Here is a 26,250-nt window from a genome sequence, read left to right on the forward strand (position 1 = left end):
GGCTGTCTATTCAGGTTCTAAAATTTCTCACTCTATATAAAATAAACTAATTTTGAGGTGTGTTACCACTATGTCATTTGCTTTGGGCCAACGTTGGATCAGTGATACAGAAAGTGATTTGGGTTTAGGAACAGTTGTTGCTGTTGATGATAGAACCGTATCTGTACTTTTTGCCGCATCAGAAGAAAATCGTTTATACGCAAGACACGATGCACCCGTTACCCGAGTGATGTTCAATAAGGGAGATACAATTGAAAGCCATGAAGGCTGGTCACTTGAAGTAGAAGACGTTATTGAAGACGCTGGACTACTTACTTATATCGGAACACGTGTAGATACTGATGAAACGAATGTTGTTCTTCGTGAAACATTACTAAGCCATCAGATCCGCTTTAATAAACCTCAAGATAAATTATTTGCAGGCCAAATTGATCGGATGGATCGTTTTGCTTTGCGTTACCGTGCGTTGCAAAATCAATACGAACAACATAAAAACCCAATGCGTGGTTTATGTGGTATGCGTGCAGGTTTGATCCCACATCAATTATTTATCGCTCAAGAAGTTGGTCGTCGCTACGCACCGCGTGTTTTACTGGCTGATGAAGTTGGTTTAGGTAAGACAATTGAAGCAGGTATGATCATTCATCAGCAAGTGCTGTCTGGCCGTGCTGAACGTGTGCTTATTGTGGTTCCTGAAACCCTGCAACACCAATGGTTAGTTGAAATGATGCGTCGTTTCAATCTGCATTTCTCTATCTTTGATGAAGAGCGTTGTGTTGAAGCTTATGCGGATTCAGAAAACCCATTTGATACCGCTCAACTTGTATTGTGTTCATTAGATTTTATTCGTAAAAGTAAGCGTCGTTTTGAGCAAGTGGTTGAGGCGGATTGGGATTTGCTTGTCGTCGATGAAGCACATCACCTTGAGTGGAACCAAACAAAACCAAGTCGTGAATACCAAGTGATTGAAGCGATTGCAGAAGAGACCGCCGGTGTTCTACTGCTAACAGCAACGCCTGAGCAACTAGGTCACGAAAGTCACTTTGCTCGTTTACGTTTGTTAGATCCAGATCGTTTCTACGACTATGACGCATTTGTTGAAGAAGAGCGTCAATATCAGCCTGTTGCTGATGCCGTAACCGCATTAATGAGTGGCGACAAGCTATCGAATGAGGCGAAAAATCGCATTGCAGATCTACTTTCTGAGCAAGATGCTGAGCCTTTATTTAGAATTATTGAGTCTTCTGCATCAGAAGAAGAACAAGCACAGGCACGTCAAGAATTAGTGGACAACTTAATGGACCGTCACGGTACAGGGCGTGTGTTATTCCGTAATACTCGTGCTGCAATTAAAGGCTTCCCATTACGTAACCTGAACTTAATGCCTATGCCTTTACCATCACAGTATGCAACGTCAATGCGTGTAGCGACTATGATGGGCGGTCGTATGAGCGATGAAGCTCGTGCAATGAAAATGCTTTATCCTGAAGAGATCTTCCAAGAGTTTGAAGGCGATAGTGCTACGTGGTGGCAGTTTGATCCACGGGTTAACTGGTTGCTTGAATTATTGAAAGAAAACCGTAATGAGAAAGTATTAATTATCGCTTCTCGCGCTTCAACCGCACTGCAATTAGAGCAAGCGTTACGTGAGCGTGAAGGCATTCGTGGGACGGTTTTCCATGAAGGTATGTCTATCATTGAACGTGATAAAGCAGCGGCTTACTTCGCACAAGAAGAAGGTGGCGCACAAGTACTTATCTGTTCTGAAATCGGCTCTGAAGGTCGTAACTTCCAGTTTGCTAACCAATTAGTGATGTTTGATTTACCTTTCAATCCTGACTTACTTGAGCAACGTATTGGTCGTTTGGACCGTATTGGTCAAAAGCGTGATATCGATATTCATGTTCCTTATTTGCAAGGTACCTCTCAAGAGCTATTAGCGCGTTGGTTTGATGAGGGTTTAAATGCCTTTGGTGAAACCTGTCCAACAGGTCGTGCTGTGTATGAAAAATTCGCAGATACGATTATTGCCATTTTGGCGACGGGTAAATCAGATGGATTAGAACCTCTGATTGAAGAATCTGCTGCACTAAATAAAGAATTAAAAGCGCAATTAGAGCAAGGTCGAGATCGCTTATTAGAAGTTCACTCTAATGGTGGTGATAAAGCAAAAGCACTTGCTGAGGAAATTGCCGCAACGGATGGTGATATAAACTTAGTTAATTTTGCATTAAACCTATTTGATACTATTGGCTTGAATCAGGATGACAAAGGCGAAAATGCCATTGTTGTTACTCCTGCAGAAAATATGTTGGTGTCGAGCTACCCAGGTCTGCCTTATGAAGGTTGTACGATTACCTTTGATCGCGAAACGGCACTCTCTCGTGAAGATATGAACTTGATCAGTTGGGAACACCCAATGATCCAAGGTGGTATTGATTTAGTCTTGACCGAAGGTGTAGGGGCAACAGCAGTTTCTTTATTGAAAAATAAAGCTCTACCAGCAGGTACTCTATTACTTGAATTGGTTTATGTGGTTGATGCACAAGCGCCTAAGCAAAGTGGTATCGGTCGCTTCTTACCTAAAACGCCAATCCGTTTAATGATGGATGGTAAAGGTAATGATCTTTCAGCTCAAGTTGAGTTTGAAAGCTTTAACCGTCAGTTAAGCCCTGTAAATCGTCACATGGCAAGCAAGCTTGTGAACTCTGTTCAAAAAGAGATCCATGCGCTAATTGATACGGCTGAAGTGAGTATTGAAGATCGTATTGAAGCGGTTCGAGTGGATGCAAACGCAGAGATGAAAGCAGCATTAAATGCAGAACTAGAGCGTTTACAAGCATTGAAAGCGGTAAACCCAAACATCCGTGATGAAGAGTTAACTCAGATTGAAACTCAAATGAGTGAGCTTTCAGGATATATAGGTAAAGCGCAAGTTCAGCTTGATTCACTGCGTTTAATCGTTGTGAGCCATAACTAATCATGGCAATGCTTGAATACAATCCACCAATGGAACCGCTTGATATTGTCTATCAAGATGAAGCGATTCTTGCGGTGAATAAACCTGCGGGATTACTCTCTAATCCCGGTAGGGCTCCAGAGCACTATGACAGTGTATGGTCCCGTGTTATCGCTGAGTTTCCAGAAGCTCAGCTTGTGCACCGCCTTGATATGTCGACTTCTGGGCTAATGATTTTTGCTTTATATAAAGAAGCCGAAAGGCACATTAAAAAGCAGTTTCAGTATCGCTTAACTCATAAAGTGTATTACGCACGAGTATGGGGTAAAGTCGAGAAAACAGAAGGGCATATCGATTTACCGTTAATTTGTGATTGGCCAAATCGTCCACGCCAAATGGTGTGTTACGAGCATGGAAAGCCATCACAAACGGGGTATCAAGTGTTACAGGTTGAAGATAAGACAACATTAGTGCGCTTATTGCCGATCACGGGTCGCTCTCATCAACTGCGTGTGCATATGATGGAAGAGGGGCATGAGATTGTTGGAGATGAGTTTTACGCGTGTGAAGAGGCTCTGGCGTTTTCTGAACGTTTGCAACTGCACTCTGCTGAGTTGAGTTTTTATCATCCAGAAACCGATAAGTTCATCAGTTTATTTGCACCTTGTGAGTTTTATCCTGAGGCGAAATCGGGTGTATTAGATGCAATGAATATTGCACCGGTGAGACCTGATTATAAGACCTTACCTAAGCAATAATCTGAGTAGATTGATATAAAAAAAAGGAGCCAAACAGCTCCTTTTTTATTGAGGAAAATAGTAGAACATAATGATGGGTAGTTAGCCTTGTGGCTTAACTACCATTACGTTAATAGGTGAGTTTTCTACCACTTTACTCGCCACAGAGCCCAGCATTACTTTATCTATTTTTGAGCGTTTATGGCTTGGCATAACGATTAAATCTGCACCAAGACGTTCTGCGTAATCTAAGATGGTGACGTAAGGTTTACCTTCAGACACATGAACTTTATATACCACTTCTTCATCAACAAATTTAGCTGCAAATTCGTTTAATTGAATAGAGACATCTTCTTTCATCTTCTTCGCGGCATCTTTAGGAAAATAAGTAGAGACCATCGACATATGAATACCTGGTAAAACATTCAATAAATGCAGTTCTGCATTGGATTGTTTTGCATGCCAAACTGCTAACTCAACCGCTTTATCAGCAAAGCCTTTTTCATTTAAATCTACTGGAACCAATATTTGTTTATACATGATTTTTATTACCTAATTAGGGGAGGATTACTCCCCTAGATTCCATTCATTAATTTATGCCACCAAGTTTTCCTTTTTCGCTCGGCGACGCTGATTAAAGCCTAGTGCAAACAGTAGAAGTAGTGTTGGTACAAATACCCACTCTTTCAGAGGGCGTTCTGCATCAAGCACAACATTCTTTATTTCCCAGTCAAAATCAATTCCAGAAGCTTCGGCTGGACTGCCAAATTCAACCATATCTACAATCATCTTGTTATCTACTTTAGATAGCATTAGACCCATAGAGCTTACACGTTCATCACCAGTGACTGCTCGATCTTCAAAAGGTAAGCGAACTGTTTTGCTAATGACATCACCCTCTAGATCTTGTCCTGTCACTTCTAATGTCAGTGATTGTCCCACATTTAGTCCTTCTGCAATTTGAGCGATCTCAATACCTTGGTGATAATCTTTAGCTGGATAGATTTGATCCCACCAGAAACCTGGGCGGAACAGTGAGAATGTGATCAAGAGTAGTAGTATGACTTCCCACCATTTTGTTTTAGTAAACCACCAGCCTTGTGTTGCGGCAGAGAAGGTCAACATCGCAATGATTGAAGAGATAATTGTTAGAGCTAAGTGCCACCAAGAATCAATTCCCATTAATAGTAGTTGGGTATTGAAAACAAACATGAAAGGTAAAATCGCGGTACGAATATCATAGGTAAAACCTTGAATACCAGTACGGATTGGATCTGATTTTGCAATTGCGGCTGCAGCAAAAGCCGCAAGACCTACAGGAGGCGTATCATCGGCCAGAATACCAAAGTAGAACACGAATAAGTGAACCGCAATTAATGGAATGATCAGACCATGAGCAGCACCTAAGGTTACAATAACGGGAGCCATCAAGGTAGATACAACAATATAGTTAGCTGTTGTTGGTAAACCCATGCCTAAAATCAAGCTGATTACCGCAGTAAATAGCAGCATAAGAATGATGCTACCACCAGAGATAAACTCTACAAAATCAGTCATTACTAGTCCGATACCCGTTAAGGTTACCACACCAACAACCGTACCAGCAGCAGCGGTAGCTACACCAATACCAATCATGTTTCGAGCACCTGATACTAGACTTTCTAGTAAATCATTAAACCCTTGTTTTACTTGCTCTGCTACATTGTCTTCTTTAGCAAAAAAACCAATGAGTGGGCGTTGAGTCAGTAGGATGAAAATCATAAATACTGATGCCCAAAAAGCAGATAAACCTGGAGAGAAGCGTTCTACTGTTAAACACCATACTAATACGACTATAGGCAGTAAGAAGTGCAGACCAGATTTAATGGTTGGCCCTGGATCAGGAACTTCAGTCAGCTCTTCATCAATCGCCATCATTGCATGCTCTTGATATCTTGCAGAGATGCTAACTAAGCCCACATAAGCAAGTAATAGAGCAACTGTTACAATTGGTGTCGCGCCATCACCAAAGACATCTTTAGTCCAACCAATGCCGTAATAAACGGCAGCACTCATAACACAAAGACCTAAAATCGTTCCAGTGAAAGAAAGTAAGCTGTGAAGTAACTTTGGTGTATGGCGACGAGGAAGGCCAGTCATTCCTGCTTTACATGCTTCTAGGTGAACAATGTAGAGTAGGGCGATATAAGAAATTAGAGCGGGTAATAATGCCGCTTTAATTACTTCTACATAAGAGATACCAACGTATTCAACCATTAAGAATGCAGCTGCACCCATAATTGGCGGTGTTAATTGTCCATTGGTTGATGCAGCAACTTCGACAGCTCCGGCTTTTTCACCAGAGAAGCCAACACGCTTCATTAGTGGGATCGTAAACGTACCGGTTGTTACTACGTTAGCAATTGATGAACCAGAAACTAAACCAGATAGACCTGAAGCTACGACAGCTGCTTTTGCTGGGCCCCCTTTCATGTGACCAAGTAAAGAAAACGCGACTTTAATAAAGTAAGCACCAGCACCTGCTTTTTCTAGCATGGCACCAAATAAAACAAATAAGAAAACAAAAGAAGTGGATACGCCTAGTGCAACACCAAAAACGCCTTCAGTTGTTAGCCATAGATGTGACATTGCTTTATTTAGACTTGCGCCCTTGTGTGCAATGACATCTGGCATATGAGGGCCAGCAAAGGTGTAAAGCAAGAATACAGCAGCAACCACCATCAGTGGTGGACCTAAAGCGCGACGTGTAGCTTCAAGTAATAGCACCATACCTACGACGGATGCAATAATATCAGGAGTCGTTGGAGCGCCAGAACGATCCGCAAGTTGCGCATAGAAAATATAAATATAAGCGGCTGAAAAACTGCCTGCAAATGCAAGAGCCCAATCAACGGCGGGTATACGGTCTCTTGGTGAGTTTTTAAGAGCGGGATAAGCCGTGAAGGCTAAGAAAATAGCAAACGCTAAATGTATTGAACGTGCTTCAGTATCATTGAGTATGCCGAAATCAAAAATGAACGGTAAAGGGGAAGCATACCAAAGTTGAAACAGAGACCAACATAGTGGAACAAACCATAGAATACGGCCAGATAATCCTTGCGGTGAACGCGCACCAGTATCAGATTGGGCCACCATTTCTTGCACATCTTGTGACGTATTTGACGACTGCGTCATGTACTTTTCCTTAGTGATGGTCGAACCTAACACTCAATCATTAAGTATTAGATTACTGAATATAAGCCAATATATAGGCTAGAAAGAACCGATCTTTAAATCCGTTTTATTATTGGTTGTTATCCGTGGCATAGAAAGATCAGGGGTGTTAGAAGAAACGAAGAGACCAACGGGTCTCTTCGTTTTATAACAACACTACCAGTAAAGGATAGTGCTACTTAGAAGATATACTATTTTAGTAGACCAACTTCTTTGTAGTATTTCACTGCTCCTGGGTGTAATGGGATAGAAAGACCTTCTTTTACCATGTCTTCTTTTTTCAGTGTTGCAAATGCTGGGTGTAGACGTTTGAACGTATTAAAGTTCTCAAACACCGCTTTTGCTACACTGTAAGCAACTTCATCAGAAACATCAGAAGTTGTAACCATTGTTGCCGCAACACCAAAGCTATTTACATCGCCTTCAGTACCGCGGTACATACCTGCAGGTACTGTTGTATTAGCATAGTAAGGGTTATCAGCAACGATCTTATCAATTTTAGGACCCGTAGCAGAGACTAACTTAGCATCACAAGACGTCGTAGCTTCTTTGATTGAACCATTTGGGTGACCAACCATGTAGATGAACGCATCAATTTTGTTGTCACAAAGAGCTTGTGAACGCTCTGAACCTTTTAGTTCAGAAGCTAGCTTAAAGCTATCGTTAGTCCAACCCATAGCATCCATAACAACACTCATTGTTGCACGGTCACCAGAACCTGGATTACCAATGTTTACACGTTTTCCTTCTAAATCAGCAACGTTGTTAATGCCTGAATCTGTACGAGCGATGATGTTAAAAGGTTCTGTATGAAGAGAGAACATTGCACGTAGTTTCTTATAAGGGCCTTGAGCTTCAAATTTACTTGTGCCGTTATAGCCATGGTACTGCCAATCTGATTGAACGATACCAAAGTCAAGCTCGCCTGCACGGATAGTGTTTACGTTGTAGATTGAACCGCCTGTTGATTCAACAGAACAGCGAACATTATGTTCTTTACGATCTTTGTTCACTAACTTACAAATGGCACCGCCAGTTGGGTAGTAAACACCAGTCACTGAACCAGTACCAATAGTAATGAACTCCTGAGCGCTCGCAGTTCCCATACCAGCACCAAGCATTGCAGTAGCAACAGCGGTTACTTTAATTAAGTTTTTTAATGCCATGTTATTCCTTTCCTTATTATGTTGTTTCTCTCTTATCTAAATGTTCTAGAGGCTAGAAGGTGAAAAATGAGAAACAGTATTTATTTACTTCATCGTGAAGTTTTAAATTTCCTGTTACGGAAATGGCATGCGAATGATAGCAAATTAATACAAGTTTTTTAAAACGCTGTTAACTAAAATATATCAAAAGTGTGAAATAACTAACTATTGATGAGTTTAATAATTAGCATTTTCGTCTAAATTTACATTTTGTTAACGCAGAGATTAGAGGGACGTTGAAGAGAACGAGAGAGTAAAGGTCACTTAACTATAAATGTGACCTCTATTTATTCGGAAGAGTGACGTTACACGCTGTATTCAAAAAGATCGCAAACAGAGTCAAATAAGTCAGCGACATTAATTGATCGTGTTGGAGTAATGAAGATAGTATCATCGCCAGCAACTACGCCTAAAATTCCTTCAGATTTTCCTAAAGAGTCCAGTAATCGAGCAATAAGTTGAGCTGCACCCGGGCCTGTGTGAATAACAACTAATGCATTGTTGTAATCAATATCCATCACTAGTTCACGTAACGAGCTTGAAACCGTAGGCACTCCAAGTTCAATGGGTAGGCAATACACCATTTCCATTTTGGCATTACGAGTTCGAACTGCGCCAAACTTAGTTAGCATTCGCGATACTTTTGATTGATTGATGTTATCGAAACCAGAGATACGAAGGGCATCAACAATTTCACCTTGCGAACCAAATCGTTCCGCTTTAAGAATGGATTTAAATTCTTTAACTAATCGTTCTTGCTTTTCATTATTTCGCATGATGTTTTGATTCTTTTTGCAATAATTCCTACTATTCTCGCATAATTATTTACCTATAACCAAATCAAAATGGAATTTATGTGAATACTTACTCATGTTTTATTCATTATATTTTGTTCAAGATCTCTAATTCGTAAGACAATTTCATTTACAAGCAAGGATAAATGCAAGTAGAGTCGCGCTCAATTTGTAGCACGATTAGGATGTCATTGCGTAAGGTCGCAAAGCGAAGCGAAGAGCATTGAATTTCATTTGAGCTTGCTATAACGTCACTTTCAGTTTGAAAGTAAATTAATAATAAAAATATACCTCTACTACTCAAGGAGAAAGAACATGAAAGTTGCTGTTATTGGCGCCGCAGGAGGCATCGGACAAGCGTTAGCATTACTTCTTAAGAATCGACTACCAGCAGGATCTGATCTTGCTCTTTATGATATTGCACCGGTAACCCCAGGTGTTGCTGCGGATCTTAGTCACATCCCAACGCCAGTTTCTATCAAAGGATATTGCGGTGAAGATCCAACACCAGCTCTTGATAATGCAGACGTCGTTTTAATTTCTGCAGGTGTTGCTCGTAAACCAGGAATGGATCGCTCAGATCTTTTCAATATTAATGCAGGCATTGTTAAGTCATTAGCTGAAAAAATTGCAGTGACATGCCCAAATGCGTGTATTGGTATTATTACTAACCCAGTAAATACAACCGTTGCGATTGCTGCTGAAGTATTAAAGAAAGCAGGTGTATACGATAAAAATAAATTGTTTGGTGTGACTACACTAGATGTGATCCGTTCTGAAACGTTTGTTGCTGAATTAAAAGACAAAGATCCAGGCGAGATCCGCGTACCAGTTATCGGTGGTCACTCAGGCGTAACTATTCTTCCTCTTCTTTCTCAAGTTGAAGGTGTTGAGTTTACTGCTGAAGAAGTTGCGGCATTAACTCCTCGCATTCAAAATGCAGGAACCGAAGTTGTTGAAGCAAAAGCCGGTGGTGGTTCTGCGACACTTTCAATGGGTCAAGCGGCGTGTCGCTTTGGTCTATCACTAGTGAAAGCATTAAGTGGTGAGAAAGGCGTTGTTGAATGTGCTTATGTTGAAGGTAATGGTGAGCATGCTCGCTTCTTCGCTCAGCCAATTCTTCTTGGTAAGAATGGCGTTGAAGAAATTCAATCTTATGGTGAACTGAGTGCATTTGAACAAGAAGCATTAGATAGCATGCTAGATACTTTGAAAGCGGATATCAAAATTGGTGAAGAGTTCGTTAAGTAACGAATAATTGATCAATTTATGAAAAGAGAAAAGGGCAGATATTTATTATCTGCCCTTTTTATTTTCTTATTTTAAGCGTAAACGTTACTTACTGCGTTTAACGGCTAAGTGAGCCAGTGCTTTTAACGCTTCTTTATAATCTGATTCAGGCAGTATATTTAATTCAGCAATCGCTTTATCTGCTTCTTCATCTGCTTTTAACTTAGTGTACTCTAATGAACCCACTTCTTTCATACAGGCTAAGATAGGCTCTAGTTTATCGAGTCCATTCCCTTGCTCAATCGCTTCACGGATCATCGCTGCTTGCTCAGCATTACCGTGATTCATTGCATGCAGTAAAGGAAGTGTTGGTTTACCTTCTGCGAGATCATCACCGACATTTTTACCCATGTCTTCACCATCAGAGGTGTAATCCATGACATCATCAATAAGCTGGAATGCAGTGCCGAGGTATTTGCCGTAATTTTGTAGAGCGGTTTCAATTTCTTGTGGTGCATCATTTAGGATCGCGCCGATCTGAGTGGCAGCTTCGAATAGGCGAGCGGTCTTAGAGTAGATCACTTGCATATAGCTTTCTTCAGTCGTATTAGGATCATTGCAATTCATTAGTTGCAGAACTTCACCTTCGGCGATCACATTGACTGACTCACTCATTAAGCTAAGGATCTTTATGGATCCTAAGCTCGTCATCATTTGGAATGAGCGTGTATAAATAAAGTCACCAACCAGCACACTTGCTGCATTACCAAATTCAGCATTTGCTGTGGCTTTTCCACGACGCATATCTGATTCATCTACAACATCATCATGAAGTAATGTTGCTGTATGAATAAATTCAATAAAGGCCGCAGCCATTGTGTGGTCTTTACCTTCGTATCCAAGTGCTTTTGCAGATAAAATAGCAAGAACTGGGCGTAGACGTTTTCCGCCGCCGCTTACAATGTAAAAACCAAGTTGGTTGATAAGCGCAACATCTGAGTTCAGTTGAGCTAGGATGGTTTCATTTACGATTGCCATGTCATCAGCCGTAAGGGCTTGGATAGCTTTAAAATCCATTATTATTCCAGCAAGGTTAGGGCCCAATGTAGGCTTAAGTGTAATAAGTGATTACATAAATAATACACTAAAATGGGGTTGGCAATACAGTCGAAAATTACCTCCTTATGGCTTATTAAGCATGCCGGTGATCTTTTCATCATTTTTCTTCATTTTTGGGTTGTCAGATTGAAATCATTCGCGTAGAATCCGGACCCTATTGATGACAAGTTTAACGCACACCAAAATTGTTGAGTAAACAAAATATATGGTAGTGCGAAAGTAGCGGAGTAAAATATGTACGCTGTTTTCCAATCTGGTGGTAAACAACACCGTGTAAGTGAAGGTCAAACTCTTCGCTTGGAAAAATTAGACGTTGAGACTGGCGCAACAGTTGATTTCGACAACGTTCTTATGATTGCTAATGGTGAAGAAATCACTATTGGTGCACCTCTAGTAGCTGGCGGTAAAGTAACTGCGGAAGTAGTTCAGCACGGTCGTGGCGATAAAATTAAAATCGTTAAGTTCCGTCGTCGTAAGCATTCTCGTAAGCAGCAGGGCCATCGTCAATGGTTCACTGAAGTCAGAATCACTGGCATCAGCGCTTAATTTAAGGAGAATAACAAATGGCACATAAAAAAGCTGGCGGTTCTACTCGTAACGGCCGCGATTCAGAAAGTAAACGTCTTGGTGTTAAGCGTTTCGGTGGCGAATCTGTTCTTGCAGGTAACATCATCGTACGTCAACGTGGTACTAAATTCCACGCTGGTACTAACGTAGGCATCGGTAAAGACCATACTCTTTTCGCTCTATCTGAAGGTAAAGTGAAGTTTGAAGTTAAAGGTCCTAAAAACCGTAAATTCGTTTCTATCGACGCTGAATAATCGTTTTAGAAATTAATTCTAAAAGCCCTGCCTTATGGCGGGGCTTTTTATTTATAGATAGTCACCAGTTAACTGTTTTGTTACTTTAAAATCCATAAGCGAATTTAAATGCTAAAATAGTTAATTAGTGACTATATCGATATATTACGTAGCGTAAAGATCATAGAAGATCCACTCTCGAGTACCAGCGCTACATCTCGGAGAAGAAAATGAAATTCGTTGATGAAGCGACAATAAAAGTAGATGCCGGTGACGGTGGTAACGGAACGGTTAGTTTTTGGCGTGAAAAATTCGTTGCAAAAGGTGGCCCTGATGGCGGTGATGGCGGTGATGGCGGTGATGTTTACCTAGAAGCTGATGAAAACCTCAACACCCTAATCGATTACCGTTTTAACCGCTTCTATGCTGCTGAGCGTGGCACAAATGGTGGTGGTACTAATAGTACTGGTCGTCGTGGTGCAGATATTACTCTAAAAGTACCAGTAGGTACTCGTGCAATTGATATCGATACCGGTGAGAAAGTTGCTGAGTTAATGGCTCACGGCATGAAAATTATGGTAGCTAAAGGCGGCTGGCATGGTTTAGGTAATACACGTTTTAAATCATCTGTTAACCGTGCTCCTCGTCAAAAGACATTAGGAACAAAAGGTGAGGTTCGTGAACTTCGTCTAGAGCTTCTTCTTCTTGCTGATGTAGGTATGCTTGGCCTACCAAATGCGGGTAAATCTACTTTTATTCGTGCAGTATCTGCAGCAAAACCAAAAGTCGCGGATTACCCGTTTACAACACTTATCCCTAGTTTAGGTGTGGTACGTGCTCGTGGTAATAAGAGTTTCGTAGTTGCTGATATTCCAGGTCTAATTGAAGGTGCTGCTGATGGCGCAGGCTTAGGTATTCGCTTCTTGAAGCACCTAGAGCGTTGTCGTGTATTGCTTCATGTAATTGATATCCTTCCAATTGATGGCAGTGATCCTGTTCAAAATGCATTAACTATCATTGATGAGTTAGAGCAGTACAGTGAAAAAGTAGCTGGTAAACCTCGTTGGTTGTTATTCAATAAAACCGATCTTCTATTAGAAGAAGAAGCAAATGAGAAGATCACCGAGATCCTAGAAGCTCTTGGATGGGAAGATCGTTACTTCAAGATCGCAGCAGTAAGCCGCACTGGTACTCAAGAAGTATGTGATGAGCTATCTGACTTTATGGATAGTCTGCCAAAAGAAATTCAAACTGATGAAGAGAAAGCGGCAGATAAAGTCGACTTCATGTGGGATGATTACCATAAAGATGCAGTATCTGGTAAAAACGTGGTTACTGAAGACGGTGATGACGATGACTGGGACGATGAAGAAGATGACGGTCATGTTATCTATGTTCGTGACTAAGTCTTAATCAAGATAATTTATTATAAAAAACCGCACTTGTTGCGGTTTTTTTTATTTAGGTCATTAAAGATAAAAATGAAAGGATTAGAATAGACGTCTAATTGGTTAATTATTACGAAGAAAAATGGACGAAAAGCAAAGGGAAATATCACGCTTAGTGGCGAAAGCGGGTCAAATGCTACTTCAGCATGGTGCAGAAAGCAGTTTAGTATCAGATGTTAGTCGACGTTTAGGTATTGCTGTAGGTGCGGATGATGTTGAAATTTCATTATCAGCCAGCTCACTTGTTATCACGACAATGATCGATGAACACTGCATGACAACAGCGAGAAGAGCGCCAGATCGCGGTATCAATATGAGAGCGGTCACCGAGATACAACGGATCTGTATTATGTCGGAAAAAGGCTTACTTGATTGCCATGAAGCCGCTGTAAAGTTAGATGCGATCAGCCCAGAAAGGTACAATCGTTGGCTGGTTGTTGTCATGATAGGGCTTTCTTGTGCGAGTTTTAGCCGACTAGCAGGGGGAGATTGGCCAGTATTTATGATGACATTTCTTGCTTCTTCTCTTGGTATGATTGTAAGACAAGAAATTGGGCATCGACATTTTAACCCCTTGCTTAACTTTGGCATCACCGCTTTTGTTACTACTTTTATCTCTTCTCAAGCCGTTATTTACAATATTGGTAATACTCCCTTTCTCGCAATGGCTTCTTCTGTTTTGATGTTAGTACCTGGTTTTCCCTTAATTAATGCTGTCGCTGATATGGTGAAAGGCTATGTAAATATGGGGATAGCTCGCTGGACATTCGCAACTTTACTTACCTTATCAACCAGCATAGGTATTGTTGGTGCCATGAACTTGGTTGGTGTTTGGGGATGGATTAATTAATGAATGCTTGTATAAATGGATGTTTTTACCGATGGATAGCGTAACAATGAGTTCTATTTTTGATTTATTTCTCGCGTTATTAAACGATATGTTTTTCGCAATGATCCCTGCCGTAGGTTTTGCTCTGGTTTTCAATGTTCCCGTGAAGGCATTGAAATATTGTGCCGTTGGTGGAGCAATTGGTCATGGAACTCGATTTTTATTAATGCATTATGGCGCCCCCTTAGAGTGGGCGACGTTATGTGCAGCAACAACGGTGGGTATGATCGGAGTGCATTGGTCACACCGTTTTCTTGCTCACCCTAAAGTATTTACAGTTGCTGCTTTAATTCCGATGATCCCTGGTGTGTTTGCATTTAAAGCAATGATCGCAGTGGTTGAAATTAACCATCTTGGTTACTCGCCTGAATTATGGGCGTTGATGATCGATAATCTAATTAAAACGCTATTTACGATTGCGGCATTAGCAATTGGTCTTGCTATGCCGGGGCTGCTGTTTTACCGTAGGAAGTCGATTGTTTAAGTGTTTAGTAACATAAGGAATGACTGTGAAAATTAGCATGATTGCCGCAATGGCAAAGAACCGAATTATTGGTGTTGATAATCAAATGCCATGGCACTTACCTGCTGATTTTGCATGGTTTAAACAATGTACTATGGGTAAACCAATTGTAATGGGGCGTAAAACCTATGAGTCGATTGGTCGTCCTTTACCGGGTCGTTTGAACATTGTATTAAGCCGTGATGCGAATATGAAGATTGAAGGTGTTACTTGTGTAACTTCAATTGATGAAGCGAAACAAGTCGCTGGTGATATTGACGAGCTAATGATCATTGGTGGTGGTTCAATTTACCAAGCGTGTCTTGCTGATGCTGACAAACTGTATCTTACGTTTATCGATGCTGATATTGATGGTGATACTCAATTCCCTGATTGGGGAGAGGGTTGGAAACAGGCTCATTCTGAAATGTATTTGAAAGATGAAAAGAATAAGTACGGTATGGAGTTTGTGGTTCTTGAACGATAGAGGCTATACGCTGCGCTAACTAGAAACTAGAAACTAGAAACTAGAAACTAGACCGCTTCGCTTCTATAAGAGAAGGGTTCAGATCGCTTCGTTTGCAGGTTTCAGGTGTACTCGCTTTTGATTTTCCTGAAACCTAATTCTTTGCTCTTATAGTCTCTAGTCAGCGAAGCGTATCGTTTCTAGTTTCTGTACTTACTCGTCCCTCGAGCGTAGCGTTCTCGTATCTCGTTACTGCTCTATTGCTTTTTGAGTAAAATACTTCCCATCATCAACACGATACATCGTCATATACTCCCCCCAGACACAACCTGTATCCAGCGCTATTACGTCATTTCCTTCATGTCCCATCAAAGCAGCCCAATGGCCAAATATGACTTTATGAGTTAGGGGAAGGCGAGAGCTTAACTCAAACCAAGGGACTAATTTATCTTTATCTTCTGCTGATAAATCTTGTGGCGGTTGTTTACAATCCATATCTAAACTTGCGTCATGAAAGCAAAAACGCATGCGTGTAAAGGCATTGATAATATAACGATAACGCTCGATCCCAGTAAGATCATCTCGCCATAAATCGGGTTGGTTTTCGTACATGTTCTCTAATAACCAAATCCATTTATCTGATTGTAAAACCGCTTCAACTTCACGAGCGCATTCAATCGCGGTGTTGATATCCCATTGAGGAGAAATACCAGCATGACTCATTACAATATTATGCTTAGGATGAACCGCTAATAAAGGTTGTTGGCGTAACCAAGTTAATAACTCTTTACTGTCTGGAGCTGAGAAAATAGGGGCGGTTTTATCCTTCTCTTTGACACGAGAAATACCTTGAGAAACAGCAAGTAAATGAAGATCATGGTTGCCAAGGATAGTAACAGCCGCTTTTCCTAATGACTTAACAAAACGTAGAGTTTCTAATGATTTTGGGCCACGAGCAACCAGATCTCCTGTTAACCATAGTTGGTCTTTTTCTTTATCAAAGTTTACTTGGTCTAACAATAATAATAGCTCGTCTAGGCATCCTTGAATATCACCTACAAAATAGGTCGCCATGTCTCTTTCCTCTCATTATGATACCAATCGTAGTAAATAATTGTTTATCCTAGCTGGTTAAAATACTCGATAACTGCGTTGAAACTTTTGATTGTAGAATAACTACTTATCGAAAAATTTCGCCTTGTTCTCAAGCATTTTTCCTGCACTATTTCTGATCACTTACTTACTGTGATAGGTATTAACGCGTAGATAGAAAAAAGGTGACAATGAAGTCACCTTATATTTAACTGTTGTTGATTATACGCTTAACTTAAGCTGATTCTTTTGATTCTGCTTGGAAGTTGTCATTTAACCAGTTTGCCATTCTAACGAATTGCTCTAGCGTTAAGTTTTCAGGGCGAAGAGAAGGATTAATATCTAATGCTTCTAATTGCTCTTTAGTTAATAGCGCTTTGAAACAGTTACGCACTGTTTTACGACGTTGGTTAAAACCTTCGCGACACACTCGATCAAGCCACTTTAAGTTTTTTGCTGGGTGCGGTAGTACCTCATAAGGAACTAGACGAACAACGGCAGAATCTACTTTCGGTGGCGGAACAAATGCTGTTGGTGGCACTTCAAGTACTGGCATTACTTTACAAAAGTATTGAGCCATTACTGTTAAGCGACCGTAAGCTTTAGTACCAGGACCTGCAGCTAAACGGTTTACCACTTCTTTTTGTAGCATAAAGTGCATGTCTTGAATGTCTTTATGGAATTCAAAAAGGTGGAACATCAACGGTGTTGAGATGTTGTATGGCAAGTTACCAAAAATACGTAATTTATTACCTTCTTGGATAAGTTGCGTGAAGTCGAAACGCATTGCATCGCCTTCATGAATAGTTAGTTTGCTACCCAGTTCAGGGTGAGTGCGCAAACGAGCAGCTAAGTCACGGTCAAGCTCGATAACCGTAAACTTATCAACTTCACGACCAACAGGCTCTGTGATAGCACCAAGACCTGGACCAATTTCTACTAGGTTTTGACCTGATAGAGGGTTAATTGCAGATACGATTCCATCGATCACATAAGGGTCATTTAAGAAGTTTTGACCAAAGCGTTTTTTCGCTTTATGGCCTAGATGGACATCATTTCTTGTACTCATTTATTTTCTACCAGTTCAATTGCATGGGTTAGTGCGGTAATAAAGCTTCCTGCATCTGCTTTTCCAGTACCTGCTAATTCCAATGCAGTACCATGGTCTACGGAGGTTCGGATAAACGGTAAACCTAAAGTGATGTTTACTGATTTTCCAAAGCCTTTGAATTTTAGCACAGGAAGGCCTTGATCGTGATACATTGCAAGTACCGCGTCTGCTTCTTGTAAATATTTATCTTGAAATAACGTGTCTGCAGGTAATGGCCCAATAAGGTTCATTCCTTCTTCTTCACGTAATTCATTTAATGCTGGCGCTATGATATCAATTTCTTCGCGACCAAGACAGCCATCTTCACCTGCGTGTGGATTTAATCCGCAGACAAAAATGGATGGATTTGAAATACCAAACTTGGTCATTAAATCCTGATGTAAGATACGAGTGACTTGCTTTAGGCGATCTGCAGTGATGGCTTTTGCCACATAGGCTAATGGTATGTGAGTAGTTACTAATGCAACACGTAAGCCTTCTGTTGCTAGCATCATAACTACTTGTTGTGTGTTTGATTGCTCTGCAAAAAATTCAGTATGACCGCTAAAGGCGACACCAGCACGGTTAATGACACCTTTATGTACCGGTCCTGTTACCACTGCATTAAATTCGCCATCCATATTGCCTTGAGCTGCGCGGCGTAAGGTATCAAGAACATAATGACCATTCGCTTCATTCAACTCGCCTGCGATAACATCTGTGCCTAGTTCGATATTATCAACGACTAAGGTACCCGCTTGATGTGTTTTCGCAGGAACATTACTGTCATAGTCTTTAATTGAGATACTAAGCCCCAATAATTCAGCTCTTTGTTCTAATGCTTTTTTATTACCACAAATAACTAACTGATGAGGCCAAGCTTGTTGTGCTATTGATAAAACAAGATCTTGGCCAATACCCGCAGGCTCTCCTGGAGTAATTGCGATGCGTTTAATCTTATTCATTATCTTCTTCACCATCAGTATCTTTTAGTATTTCTACATAAGCACTTGCGCGGATCTCTTGTAACCAAGCACCTGCTTCTTCGTTAAATTTACGATTCATTAGAATACGATAAGCTTTATTTTTCATCGCTGCATCGGTTCTATCTACTTGGCGGCGTTCTAACACTTCAACAATATGCCAACCGTGAACCGTTTTAAATGGCGCACTGATTTGTCCTGTAGGCAGAGTTTCGACTTGGTGTTTAAATTCAGGAACGTATAAATCAGGGGTTTGGAAACCCAACTCACCATCTCTTGCTGCAGAGCCTGGATCTTGGCTATAGCGTTTAGCCATTTCGCCAAAGGTATCATTACCTGCTTTAATGTCTGCGATAATATTATTTAGCTGACGTTGTGCACCTTCATCACTCATGATAACCGAGGTTTTTATTAGGATGTGGCGTGCATTTACTTCGGTAACGGCAATTGTTTCAAGGCCTTTTACATCGTCAATTTTAAGAATATGGAAGCCAACGCCAGAGCGGAATGGACCAATAATACTGCTTTTTCCTTGACCGGTAATCTGGTCTGCAAAGATGGTTGGCATCTCTTCTTTACGCATCCAACCCCAATCACCACCTTGCAATGCTTTTGGGCCTTTAGAATAGGTATATGCCATCGTTGCAAAATCAGCACCTTGCTGTAGACGTTCAGTTAACTCATCTGCCTGTTGTTCTAGTGCTTCTTTATCAGCCTGAGTGGCACCGTCTTCGGTACGTAATTGAATGTGACTAATTTTGTATTGAACGGTTGCTTGAGTCTCTTCTGAAAGTAACAAAGCAAGGCTTTCAACTTCTTGAGGGAGAATGTTAATACGACGACGAACTTGTGCGTTTCGTGCTTCACTTGCCGCGATCTCTTTACGAATTTGTTCACGGAAACTGGCGTAAGATAAACCTTGAGCTGCTGTTTTTTGTTGTAGTTGAGCAAGGGTCATGTTGTTTTCTTTTGCAATACCCTTTAGTGCTTCTTCAAGACGAGTATCATCAATTCGAATACCCATCTTCTCAGCTTGTTGGCTTTGAATAGTATCAACAATCAATTTTTCTAATACTTGCTCACGAAGAACAGACTCTTCAGGCAGTGGTTGATTTTTTTCTTGAGCATTGATTTTTACTGTTTTCAGTGAAGTATCAATATCACTTTGTAGAACAACGCCTTCATCAACAATGGCAACAACGCGATCTAATTCAACAGGAGCTGCGTGCACATTTATAGTTAGCATCAGCAGTAGCGTGCTAATAAAAGGGAGTTTCCAATTTTTCATAGTGTCATCCAAGAGTAAGGAGAATGAAGTGCCATAGAAAGTAGGCACTTCATGTATGTCCGTATAAATTAATTATTCAAATAAAATGGGCGACCATAGCCCAATGCATTGGTTGCAGAACCTGAGGTGATACCTGTGTTTGTACCTAAACCTCGAATCGCGATTGAAAGCATTATATTACTTTCGTATTCTGGTTCGTAACTGCCAATCGCCAGTGCAGGATCGTTATTCGGTGCGATTAGTTGGTCACTGTAAGTTAAGCCAAATGACCAACAGTCACTTAAATAGGTCACACCAACTAAGGCCTCTATCATTTGGTCTTCTTTGGTATCGTGGAAATATTGGCCTTTGAGAGCCCAGTTACCACCAATATTATATTCACTTAACAGACCAGCTTGGTAGATACCATGCTGAGTAATAAGCCCTAAATCATCTTCAAAGTTTACGTTACTCTCAATGTAGTTTTTACTTACATAACGATAGTTAGCTTGTATATACCCTTTGGTATGACGGTACTCCAACGTGCTGTTGGCAACTTGAAGCTCACTAACATTTGAATCGTACTGAACACCGCCATGATAAAATAGGTAGTCATTGAAGTTAAAGTCACTTTCAATAGCCCAAGCAGATGAGTTACTAGTATCATCTTCGTTCGTCGTACCAGATCCGTTCATATATAGGATCTGACCAAAAGAGATATTCATGCGCTCTTTATAGGCATCATCATAGAAACGAGATGTGGCACCAATACTAAATTGGTTTGCTGCGGCAATATAATCAACACCACTGTATTGGCGATCTCTAAATAAGCCATAATAATCTAGTTGCAACTTGCTGCTGTCATAACCGCCTTCACCTCGGCCACCATAAATCTCACTTTGATCGACTTCAGGTACGTATAAATATTGTATTTTAGGCTCTAATGTTTGTAAGTACTCACCCAAGAACTTATGAGTACTGTCTAAATAGATAGCACCATTAATACGAACCTCTGGAATAGTTCGAGAGGTTTCTTCTTTTAATCCAGATAATGAGGCTTCTGTACGATCAAAATCTTGAGAATAATAAGTATAGAGTAAGCTAGCTTCAGGCGTTAATGACCACCAAGCAGAACTTAGTGGTAAGCTTAACTTTGGTTCTAGATGCACACGAGTTGCCGATGGCTTTGTTGGGTCATCGGTTGAAAACTTACTAATGTGGCTGTGTAAGTTAAAATCAAATTCGTTGTAAAATTGAGGTGCATAATAATTGAATTCAATTTGTGGCATTAAGCGATATGGGTAGCTGTCATCAACGAGGACCTGGAAATCACGCACACGCATTGTCATATCCCAATCTTGATCACGATAAGACACTTCGCCTGACTGTTGTAATTGACCCTCATCACGAGTACCAATGCTTGAATTTAAATCTTGGAAATAATCAATGTCACTGACTTGAGAATATTCAACATCAAATTTCCAGTGTTGTTGATAGATACCTGAATGATCCCAGCTAACACCCCAGCGAGCGCCTTTCTCTGTAAACTTGGCATCTTCATTTAGGTATTCGACATCGACAGTACCTTGACCGAAGCTTTCTAAATAACGGAATTGAGCTTCTAATTGCGTACCACGTCTTTCCATGTAGTTTATGGTTGTTGTGGCATCGTAGTTAGGTGCGATGTTCCAGTAAATGGGAACGGAAAGCTCAAAACCATTTTTACTGTCTAAACTTGCGCTTGGGATCAGTACCCCAGTTTTACGTTTATCGCCAACAGGGACTGTAATGTAAGGTAAGTAAAAAATTGGTACATCAAGGACTTCAAATCGAGCATTGTAGAAGGTTGCCCATTCATCTGATTGATCTAACTCGATCTCACTGGCTTTAAAGCGCCAGCTTTTATCTCCTGCTGGACAAGTTGTGAACGAGGCATCTTCCAATTGGTAGATTTCTTGGCCCGTTTTTAACACACGACTAGCTTGACCTCGAATTGGCTGACACGACATTTTATAGGCCGTATTAACCATGGTGGTATCTTCAGTGGTTAGGTCAGTAGTTACTTTATCTGAGGTTGAGCGCATATCCATGCTTGAGTAATTAACATTACCTTCTGCAATAGCGATGTTCTCTTGCTGGTGTAAAGTAATACTGTCTGCTTTGATCTCTTGGCGGCCTTTAATAATATGAACATTACCTTTATAGGTTGCTTTTGAATTATTACTGGCTTCAACGCTATCTGCTTGAATAAGCACCGGTTGTTGATCTTCTTCCTCTTTTGAGGCTTTATCTGGTACTTCACAGGAGTTTACTGTGTCAGTTTGTAAAGGGAAGATTATGCTACTTTCTGGAGATATAGATTTACTTCCATCATCAGCGATGACGGGAGAACCGTAAAGAAGGCATCCAGCAAATGAAGCAAGTAGGCTGCGAGAGGTAAAAGGCATCGAGTTAGACGTTCCTGTTCGTTATATTAATCCGCTGATATACTCAAAGAGACTAGACAGAGTCACTTGTTTATAATAAAGCAAAAGCCATGCCCAAACCACCTATAAGATGTCGCTATCATCTATTAATGGTTGTAAAGTAACAGGCTGCGCTTGCTCATTGTGTGACAGAGTAAAAATAAAATAATTCATTAATTGGAATTTAAAATGCAAATATTCGGCAAAATATTGGGTGGTTTTTTTGGTTTTCTATTTGGCGGCTTTTTTGGTGCGGCATTAGGGATCTTTATTGGCCATCAATTTGATAAAGCAAAACGTATGGCAAGCAGTGGTTTTACCTTTCAAACGGGTGGGGCTTCTCAAACTAAAAAACAAGCAGAATTCTTTCATGCTGCTTTCTCAGTCATGGGGCATGTTGCTAAAGCCAAAGGGCAAGTAACAGCACAAGAGATCCAGCTAGCATCAATGATGATGGATCGTATGAATCTGAATGCAGAGCAGAAAAAAGAAGCTCAAGAAGCGTTTAGAGAAGGGAAAGAAAACGATTTTCCATTACGTGAAACCCTACAAAAGATTCGTTCAATTACCGGTGGCCGTTATGATCTGCTGCAGTTCTTTTTAGAGCTACAGATCGCATCTGCCATTGCTGACGGTGATATTCATCCAAGTGAAAGAGACATCTTACATATTGTTGCGGAAGAGCTTGGCTTTAGTGCCGAACAATTAGAAAAACGTTTAAAAATGCAAGAAGCGGCTTTTCGTTTTCAGCGCAGTGGTGGCTTTTCTGGTCAAGGTGGTTCTCAACAAGGTCAATGGCAGCAAGCAAGTTCTGCTGACCAGCTAACGGATGCTTATAATTTATTAGGTATTAGTGAAGATGCGGATGCAAAAACAATTAAGCGTGCTCACCGTAAGTTAATGAATGAGCATCACCCTGATAAATTGGTGGCAAAAGGTTTGCCACCAGAAATGATGGAAATGGCAAAAGAGAAAGCGCAAGAAATCCAAGGTGCTTACGATTTAATTAAGAAAGCTAAAGGGATTAAATAACCTGATCTCTTATTGTTTATTTAACTTCCAATTATAGTCGTAATGAATGTCGCCTTTGAATTGTTGTAATTCAGGGCGATATTTTTTTAAATGCTCAAAAAGTTGCTGTTGATTACCAAAATCGACCGCAAACCAATCATAAATAGACGAAAGCTGGATCTTGTTATCAGTAATGAGCACGCCTTTTTCACTATTAATGAATTCAGTTGCGGCTTTATCTAATAGCTTATCGCTGTTTCTGGCGGTAAATGCTTTAGGTTGCAGATTAGGGCAACCAAGACTCGCACAGTTTACGGCGTAGTGAGTTCTTGGATCATTCCAAATAGGCCTTAAAATTCGATGTTCAATGTCGTTGAGTGTTAACACTTTTCCTGCAACTACAGCAACCTCTTCATCCCAAGGCCCAAAGGTAAATAGCCCACCTAATTTAGTAATGGATTTAATAGGGTAATTATCTAAAATAATTTTTACTGTGATGGCATTGTAAAGATTGACCCAATAAGCGTATTGCTCTGCTTTTTTATACTCTCTCGGATCAATACGACTCATTTGGCGTAAATAGCTGTTAAGGGTTCGCTTATCTGCATCAGTAATATTGGCATAATCAAAAAGAGTGTATTCCCCTTGAGTTATAAGGTATTTATCTAACGTTTGTTGCCAATATTGATGTGAAATAGTGGTGGCATTTTTTTCATTACTGACATCCCAGTAATCCCATAATTCAGATTTGGGTGCTGCGAACGTATTGAATGAGAAAAGCAAAAGTAGTGAGGAGATAAGGGTTTTCATAAAAGGTACCTGACTTTTGTTTACTAATAATTATTTAGTATAGATTGCCTATGTTTTATAGACAAAAAAGAGGTTGATACGTTCATATCAACCTCTAATATTTCCTGAATCCTGAATCCTGAATCCTGAATCCTATTTCAAGAAACTTGAGATCTTCGCTTCATACTCTGAAATTTTATCGGCATGTTGCAGTGTCAGTCCGATATTGTCTAAACCATTTAATAAACAGTGGCGACGGAATTCATCAATTTCAAAGTTGTATTGCTTCCCGTTAGCGGTTACTAACATCGCTTCTAAATCAACGGTGATTTCTGCGCCTTCGTTTGCTTCAACGAATTGGAAAATTTCATCCACTTCAGTGTCCGTTAAACGTACGGGGATCATCTGGTTATTGATTGAGTTACCATAAAAAATATCGGCAAAGCTTGGTGCGATCATGACTTGAATACCATAATCCGCTAATGCCCAAGGGGCGTGTTCACGAGATGAACCACAACCAAAGTTTTCACGAGCAAGGAGAATACTAGCGCCTTGGTAGCGAGGTGCGTTCATTACGAACTTAGGATTTGCTTGTTCTCCGGCATCATCAAGAAAACGCCAATCATGAAATAGGTGCTTACCAAAACCAGTGCGGTTTACTTTCTGTAGAAACTGTTTTGGAATGATTGCATCGGTATCGATATTTGCCGTATCTAAAGGAACGACTAGACCTGTATGTTGTTTAAAACCTGACATAGTAAATTCCTTTATGCTTGTTCTGTAATAGTTCGAATATCAACAAAGTGGCCTGCAATTGCCGCAGCTGCTGCCATTGCTGGGCTAACTAGGTGAGTTCGACCATCACGGCCTTGGCGACCTTCAAAATTACGGTTAGATGTTGATGCACAACGCTCTTGTGGACCTAAACGGTCGTTGTTCATCGCAAGACACATTGAACAACCTGGTAGACGCCATTCAAAGCCCGCTTCTTTAAAGATCACATCTAGACCTTCTTTTTCAGCTTGTGCTTTTACTTGCTCTGAACCAGGAACAATTAACGCTTGAACATGAGCAGCGACTTTATTGCCCTTTGCTACGGCAGCAGCAGCACGCATGTCTTCGATACGTGAGTTAGTACAAGAGCCTACAAATACTTTATCTATATTGTAATCAGACAGGGATTTACCCGCTTCAAGGCCCATGTAAGCTAATGCTTTTTCAGCGGACGCTTTTTCTACTGGGTCAGAAAAACTCTCAGGAGCAGGAATTGGTTGATCAACGGCGATTACTTGACCTGGATTTGTGCCCCAAGTGACTTGAGGTTTAATTTCAGAGGCTTCAAGTGTTACTACCGCATCAAACTTTGCATCATCGTCCGTTTTTAGTGACGACCAGTATTCGATAGCTGCGGTTAAATCTTCCCCTTGAGGTGAGAATTTACGGTCAGTAATGTAATCAAACGTGGTTTGGTCTGGTGCGATAAGGCCTGCTTTAGCACCTAATTCGATTGCCATGTTACATACCGTCATACGACCTTCCATCGTAAGGTCGGTAATCGCTTCACCACAGAATTCAACCACGTAGCCAGTACCACCAGCAGCCGTTGTTTTACCTATGATCGCAAGCACGATATCTTTTGCAGTAATGCCTTTGGCTACTTTGCCTTTGACTTCGATTTTCATGGTTTTAGCACGCGCTTGTTTTAGCGTTTGTGTCGCTAATACGTGCTCAACTTCAGACGTACCAATACCAAATGCTAACGAACCAAATGCACCATGGGTTGCTGTGTGTGAATCGCCACAAACAATCGTCATGCCTGGTAATGTAATGCCCAGTTCAGGTCCCATTACGTGCACAATACCTTGGTATTTATGGTTTAGGTCATAAAGAGTTACGCCAAATTCTTCACAGTTTTTAGACAGTGTTTCCATTTGGATACGAGCCATTTCACCAGAGGCATTAATGTCTTTAGTTTGTGTTGATACGTTATGATCCATTGTTGCGAAAGTTTTACCTACTTGGCGAACTTTACGACCTTTTTCACGTAACCCATCAAACGCTTGTGGCGAAGTCACTTCGTGCACCAAATGGCGATCGATGTATAGAATAGGGGTTTCGCCTTTTGCTGCAACAGCAACATGGGCATCATAAACTTTTTCGTATAATGTTTTTGCGTTAGACATTGCTTCTT

At 40.7% G+C, this 26,250-nt stretch carries 23 protein-coding genes; 10 read left to right on the forward strand and 13 right to left on the reverse strand.

Annotation, left to right across the window (positions count from 1 at the left end; all coding sequences use genetic code 11):
• Positions 1-70 precede the first annotated feature (70 nt).
• Complete coding sequence (gene rapA, locus ED622_RS05105; RefSeq protein ID WP_122032878.1) at positions 71-2,980, forward strand: RNA polymerase-associated protein RapA; 2,910 nt, start codon at positions 71-73, stop codon at positions 2,978-2,980.
• A 2-nt stretch (positions 2,981-2,982) separates the two neighbouring features.
• Complete coding sequence (locus tag ED622_RS05110) at positions 2,983-3,717, forward strand: pseudouridine synthase (protein ID WP_122032879.1); 735 nt, start codon at positions 2,983-2,985, stop codon at positions 3,715-3,717.
• 81 nt (positions 3,718-3,798) lie between these two features.
• Here ED622_RS05110 and ED622_RS05115 read toward each other — a convergent pair whose 3' ends face one another.
• The 4 genes from ED622_RS05115 to argR form a co-directional block, all read right to left on the reverse strand.
• Positions 3,799-4,236, reverse strand: coding sequence for a universal stress protein (locus tag ED622_RS05115; RefSeq protein ID WP_122032880.1), 438 nt, complete (start codon positions 4,234-4,236; stop codon positions 3,799-3,801).
• A gap of 54 nt (positions 4,237-4,290) precedes the next feature.
• Complete coding sequence (locus ED622_RS05120) at positions 4,291-6,870, reverse strand: TRAP transporter permease (RefSeq protein WP_122032881.1); 2,580 nt, start codon at positions 6,868-6,870, stop codon at positions 4,291-4,293.
• Between the two features lie 230 nt (positions 6,871-7,100).
• Positions 7,101-8,075, reverse strand: coding sequence for a TAXI family TRAP transporter solute-binding subunit (locus tag ED622_RS05125; RefSeq protein ID WP_122032882.1), 975 nt, complete (start codon positions 8,073-8,075; stop codon positions 7,101-7,103).
• A gap of 344 nt (positions 8,076-8,419) precedes the next feature.
• The gene (argR, locus tag ED622_RS05130; RefSeq protein ID WP_122032883.1) at positions 8,420-8,890 is read right to left on the reverse strand and encodes a transcriptional regulator ArgR; all 471 of its coding nucleotides are present in this window, start codon (positions 8,888-8,890) and stop codon (positions 8,420-8,422) included.
• Between the two features lie 333 nt (positions 8,891-9,223).
• Here argR and mdh point away from each other — a divergent pair, with 333 nt between their 5' ends.
• Positions 9,224-10,159, forward strand: coding sequence for a malate dehydrogenase (gene mdh / locus ED622_RS05135; RefSeq protein ID WP_045103021.1), 936 nt, complete (start codon positions 9,224-9,226; stop codon positions 10,157-10,159).
• 84 nt (positions 10,160-10,243) lie between these two features.
• Here mdh and ispB read toward each other — a convergent pair whose 3' ends face one another.
• On the reverse strand, positions 10,244-11,215 hold the full coding sequence (gene ispB, locus ED622_RS05140; protein WP_122032884.1) for an octaprenyl diphosphate synthase: 972 nt from the start codon (positions 11,213-11,215) through the stop codon (positions 10,244-10,246).
• A gap of 276 nt (positions 11,216-11,491) precedes the next feature.
• Between ispB and rplU the strand changes: the two genes are divergently transcribed.
• From rplU to folA, 6 genes are all read left to right on the forward strand, one after another.
• Positions 11,492-11,803: a 50S ribosomal protein L21 gene (gene rplU / locus ED622_RS05145; RefSeq protein WP_122032885.1), complete on the forward strand. Its 312-nt coding sequence runs from the start codon at positions 11,492-11,494 to the stop codon at positions 11,801-11,803.
• Positions 11,804-11,820: 17 nt separating this feature from the next.
• Positions 11,821-12,078: a 50S ribosomal protein L27 gene (gene rpmA, locus ED622_RS05150; protein ID WP_012549189.1), complete on the forward strand. Its 258-nt coding sequence runs from the start codon at positions 11,821-11,823 to the stop codon at positions 12,076-12,078.
• Positions 12,079-12,287: 209 nt separating this feature from the next.
• Positions 12,288-13,463, forward strand: a complete 1,176-nt coding sequence (cgtA, locus tag ED622_RS05155; protein ID WP_122032886.1) for an Obg family GTPase CgtA — start codon at positions 12,288-12,290, stop codon at positions 13,461-13,463.
• A 124-nt stretch (positions 13,464-13,587) separates the two neighbouring features.
• Positions 13,588-14,355: a threonine/serine exporter ThrE family protein gene (locus ED622_RS05160; RefSeq protein ID WP_122032887.1), complete on the forward strand. Its 768-nt coding sequence runs from the start codon at positions 13,588-13,590 to the stop codon at positions 14,353-14,355.
• Positions 14,356-14,386: 31 nt separating this feature from the next.
• On the forward strand, positions 14,387-14,878 hold the full coding sequence (locus tag ED622_RS05165) for a threonine/serine exporter family protein (protein WP_122032888.1): 492 nt from the start codon (positions 14,387-14,389) through the stop codon (positions 14,876-14,878).
• A gap of 25 nt (positions 14,879-14,903) precedes the next feature.
• A complete protein-coding gene (folA, locus tag ED622_RS05170; protein ID WP_162922463.1) occupies positions 14,904-15,383 on the forward strand; it encodes a type 3 dihydrofolate reductase in 480 nt (159 codons plus the stop codon).
• 228 nt (positions 15,384-15,611) lie between these two features.
• On the opposite strand, the gene apaH is transcribed toward folA, so the two are convergent.
• The 5 genes from apaH to lptD all read right to left on the reverse strand — a co-directional run bounded on the left by apaH (position 15,612) and on the right by lptD (position 22,241).
• A complete protein-coding gene (gene apaH / locus ED622_RS05175; RefSeq protein ID WP_122032889.1) occupies positions 15,612-16,436 on the reverse strand; it encodes a bis(5'-nucleosyl)-tetraphosphatase (symmetrical) ApaH in 825 nt (274 codons plus the stop codon).
• 253 nt (positions 16,437-16,689) lie between these two features.
• Positions 16,690-17,523, reverse strand: a complete 834-nt coding sequence (gene rsmA, locus ED622_RS05180) for a 16S rRNA (adenine(1518)-N(6)/adenine(1519)-N(6))-dimethyltransferase RsmA (RefSeq protein WP_045103013.1) — start codon at positions 17,521-17,523, stop codon at positions 16,690-16,692.
• Positions 17,520-18,509 (reverse strand): 4-hydroxythreonine-4-phosphate dehydrogenase PdxA, encoded by a 990-nt coding sequence (gene pdxA, locus ED622_RS05185; protein WP_162922464.1) that lies wholly within the window; start codon positions 18,507-18,509, stop codon positions 17,520-17,522. The genes rsmA and pdxA overlap by 4 nt, the downstream gene beginning before the upstream one ends.
• On the reverse strand, positions 18,502-19,815 hold the full coding sequence (gene surA / locus ED622_RS05190; RefSeq protein ID WP_122032891.1) for a peptidylprolyl isomerase SurA: 1,314 nt from the start codon (positions 19,813-19,815) through the stop codon (positions 18,502-18,504). Before surA ends, pdxA begins: the two co-directional genes overlap by 8 nt.
• Before the next feature lie 68 nt (positions 19,816-19,883).
• Entirely contained in the window at positions 19,884-22,241 is a 2,358-nt protein-coding gene (lptD, locus tag ED622_RS05195) for an LPS assembly protein LptD (protein WP_122032892.1), read from the reverse strand.
• Positions 22,242-22,448: 207 nt separating this feature from the next.
• Here lptD and djlA point away from each other — a divergent pair, with 207 nt between their 5' ends.
• Positions 22,449-23,291, forward strand: coding sequence for a co-chaperone DjlA (djlA, locus tag ED622_RS05200; protein WP_122032893.1), 843 nt, complete (start codon positions 22,449-22,451; stop codon positions 23,289-23,291).
• Between the two features lie 9 nt (positions 23,292-23,300).
• Here the strand turns inward: djlA and ED622_RS05205 are convergent, their stop codons facing one another.
• The 3 genes from ED622_RS05205 to leuC form a co-directional block, all read right to left on the reverse strand.
• Positions 23,301-24,080: a DUF547 domain-containing protein gene (locus tag ED622_RS05205; RefSeq protein WP_122032894.1), complete on the reverse strand. Its 780-nt coding sequence runs from the start codon at positions 24,078-24,080 to the stop codon at positions 23,301-23,303.
• 132 nt (positions 24,081-24,212) lie between these two features.
• On the reverse strand, positions 24,213-24,815 hold the full coding sequence (gene leuD / locus ED622_RS05210; RefSeq protein WP_122032895.1) for a 3-isopropylmalate dehydratase small subunit: 603 nt from the start codon (positions 24,813-24,815) through the stop codon (positions 24,213-24,215).
• Positions 24,816-24,826: 11 nt separating this feature from the next.
• Positions 24,827-26,242: a 3-isopropylmalate dehydratase large subunit gene (gene leuC, locus ED622_RS05215; RefSeq protein ID WP_122032896.1), complete on the reverse strand. Its 1,416-nt coding sequence runs from the start codon at positions 26,240-26,242 to the stop codon at positions 24,827-24,829.
• Positions 26,243-26,250: the final 8 nt, after the last annotated feature.

This window comes from Aliivibrio sp. EL58 (assembly GCF_900312675.1).
Lineage (GTDB): Bacteria > Pseudomonadota > Gammaproteobacteria > Enterobacterales > Vibrionaceae > Aliivibrio.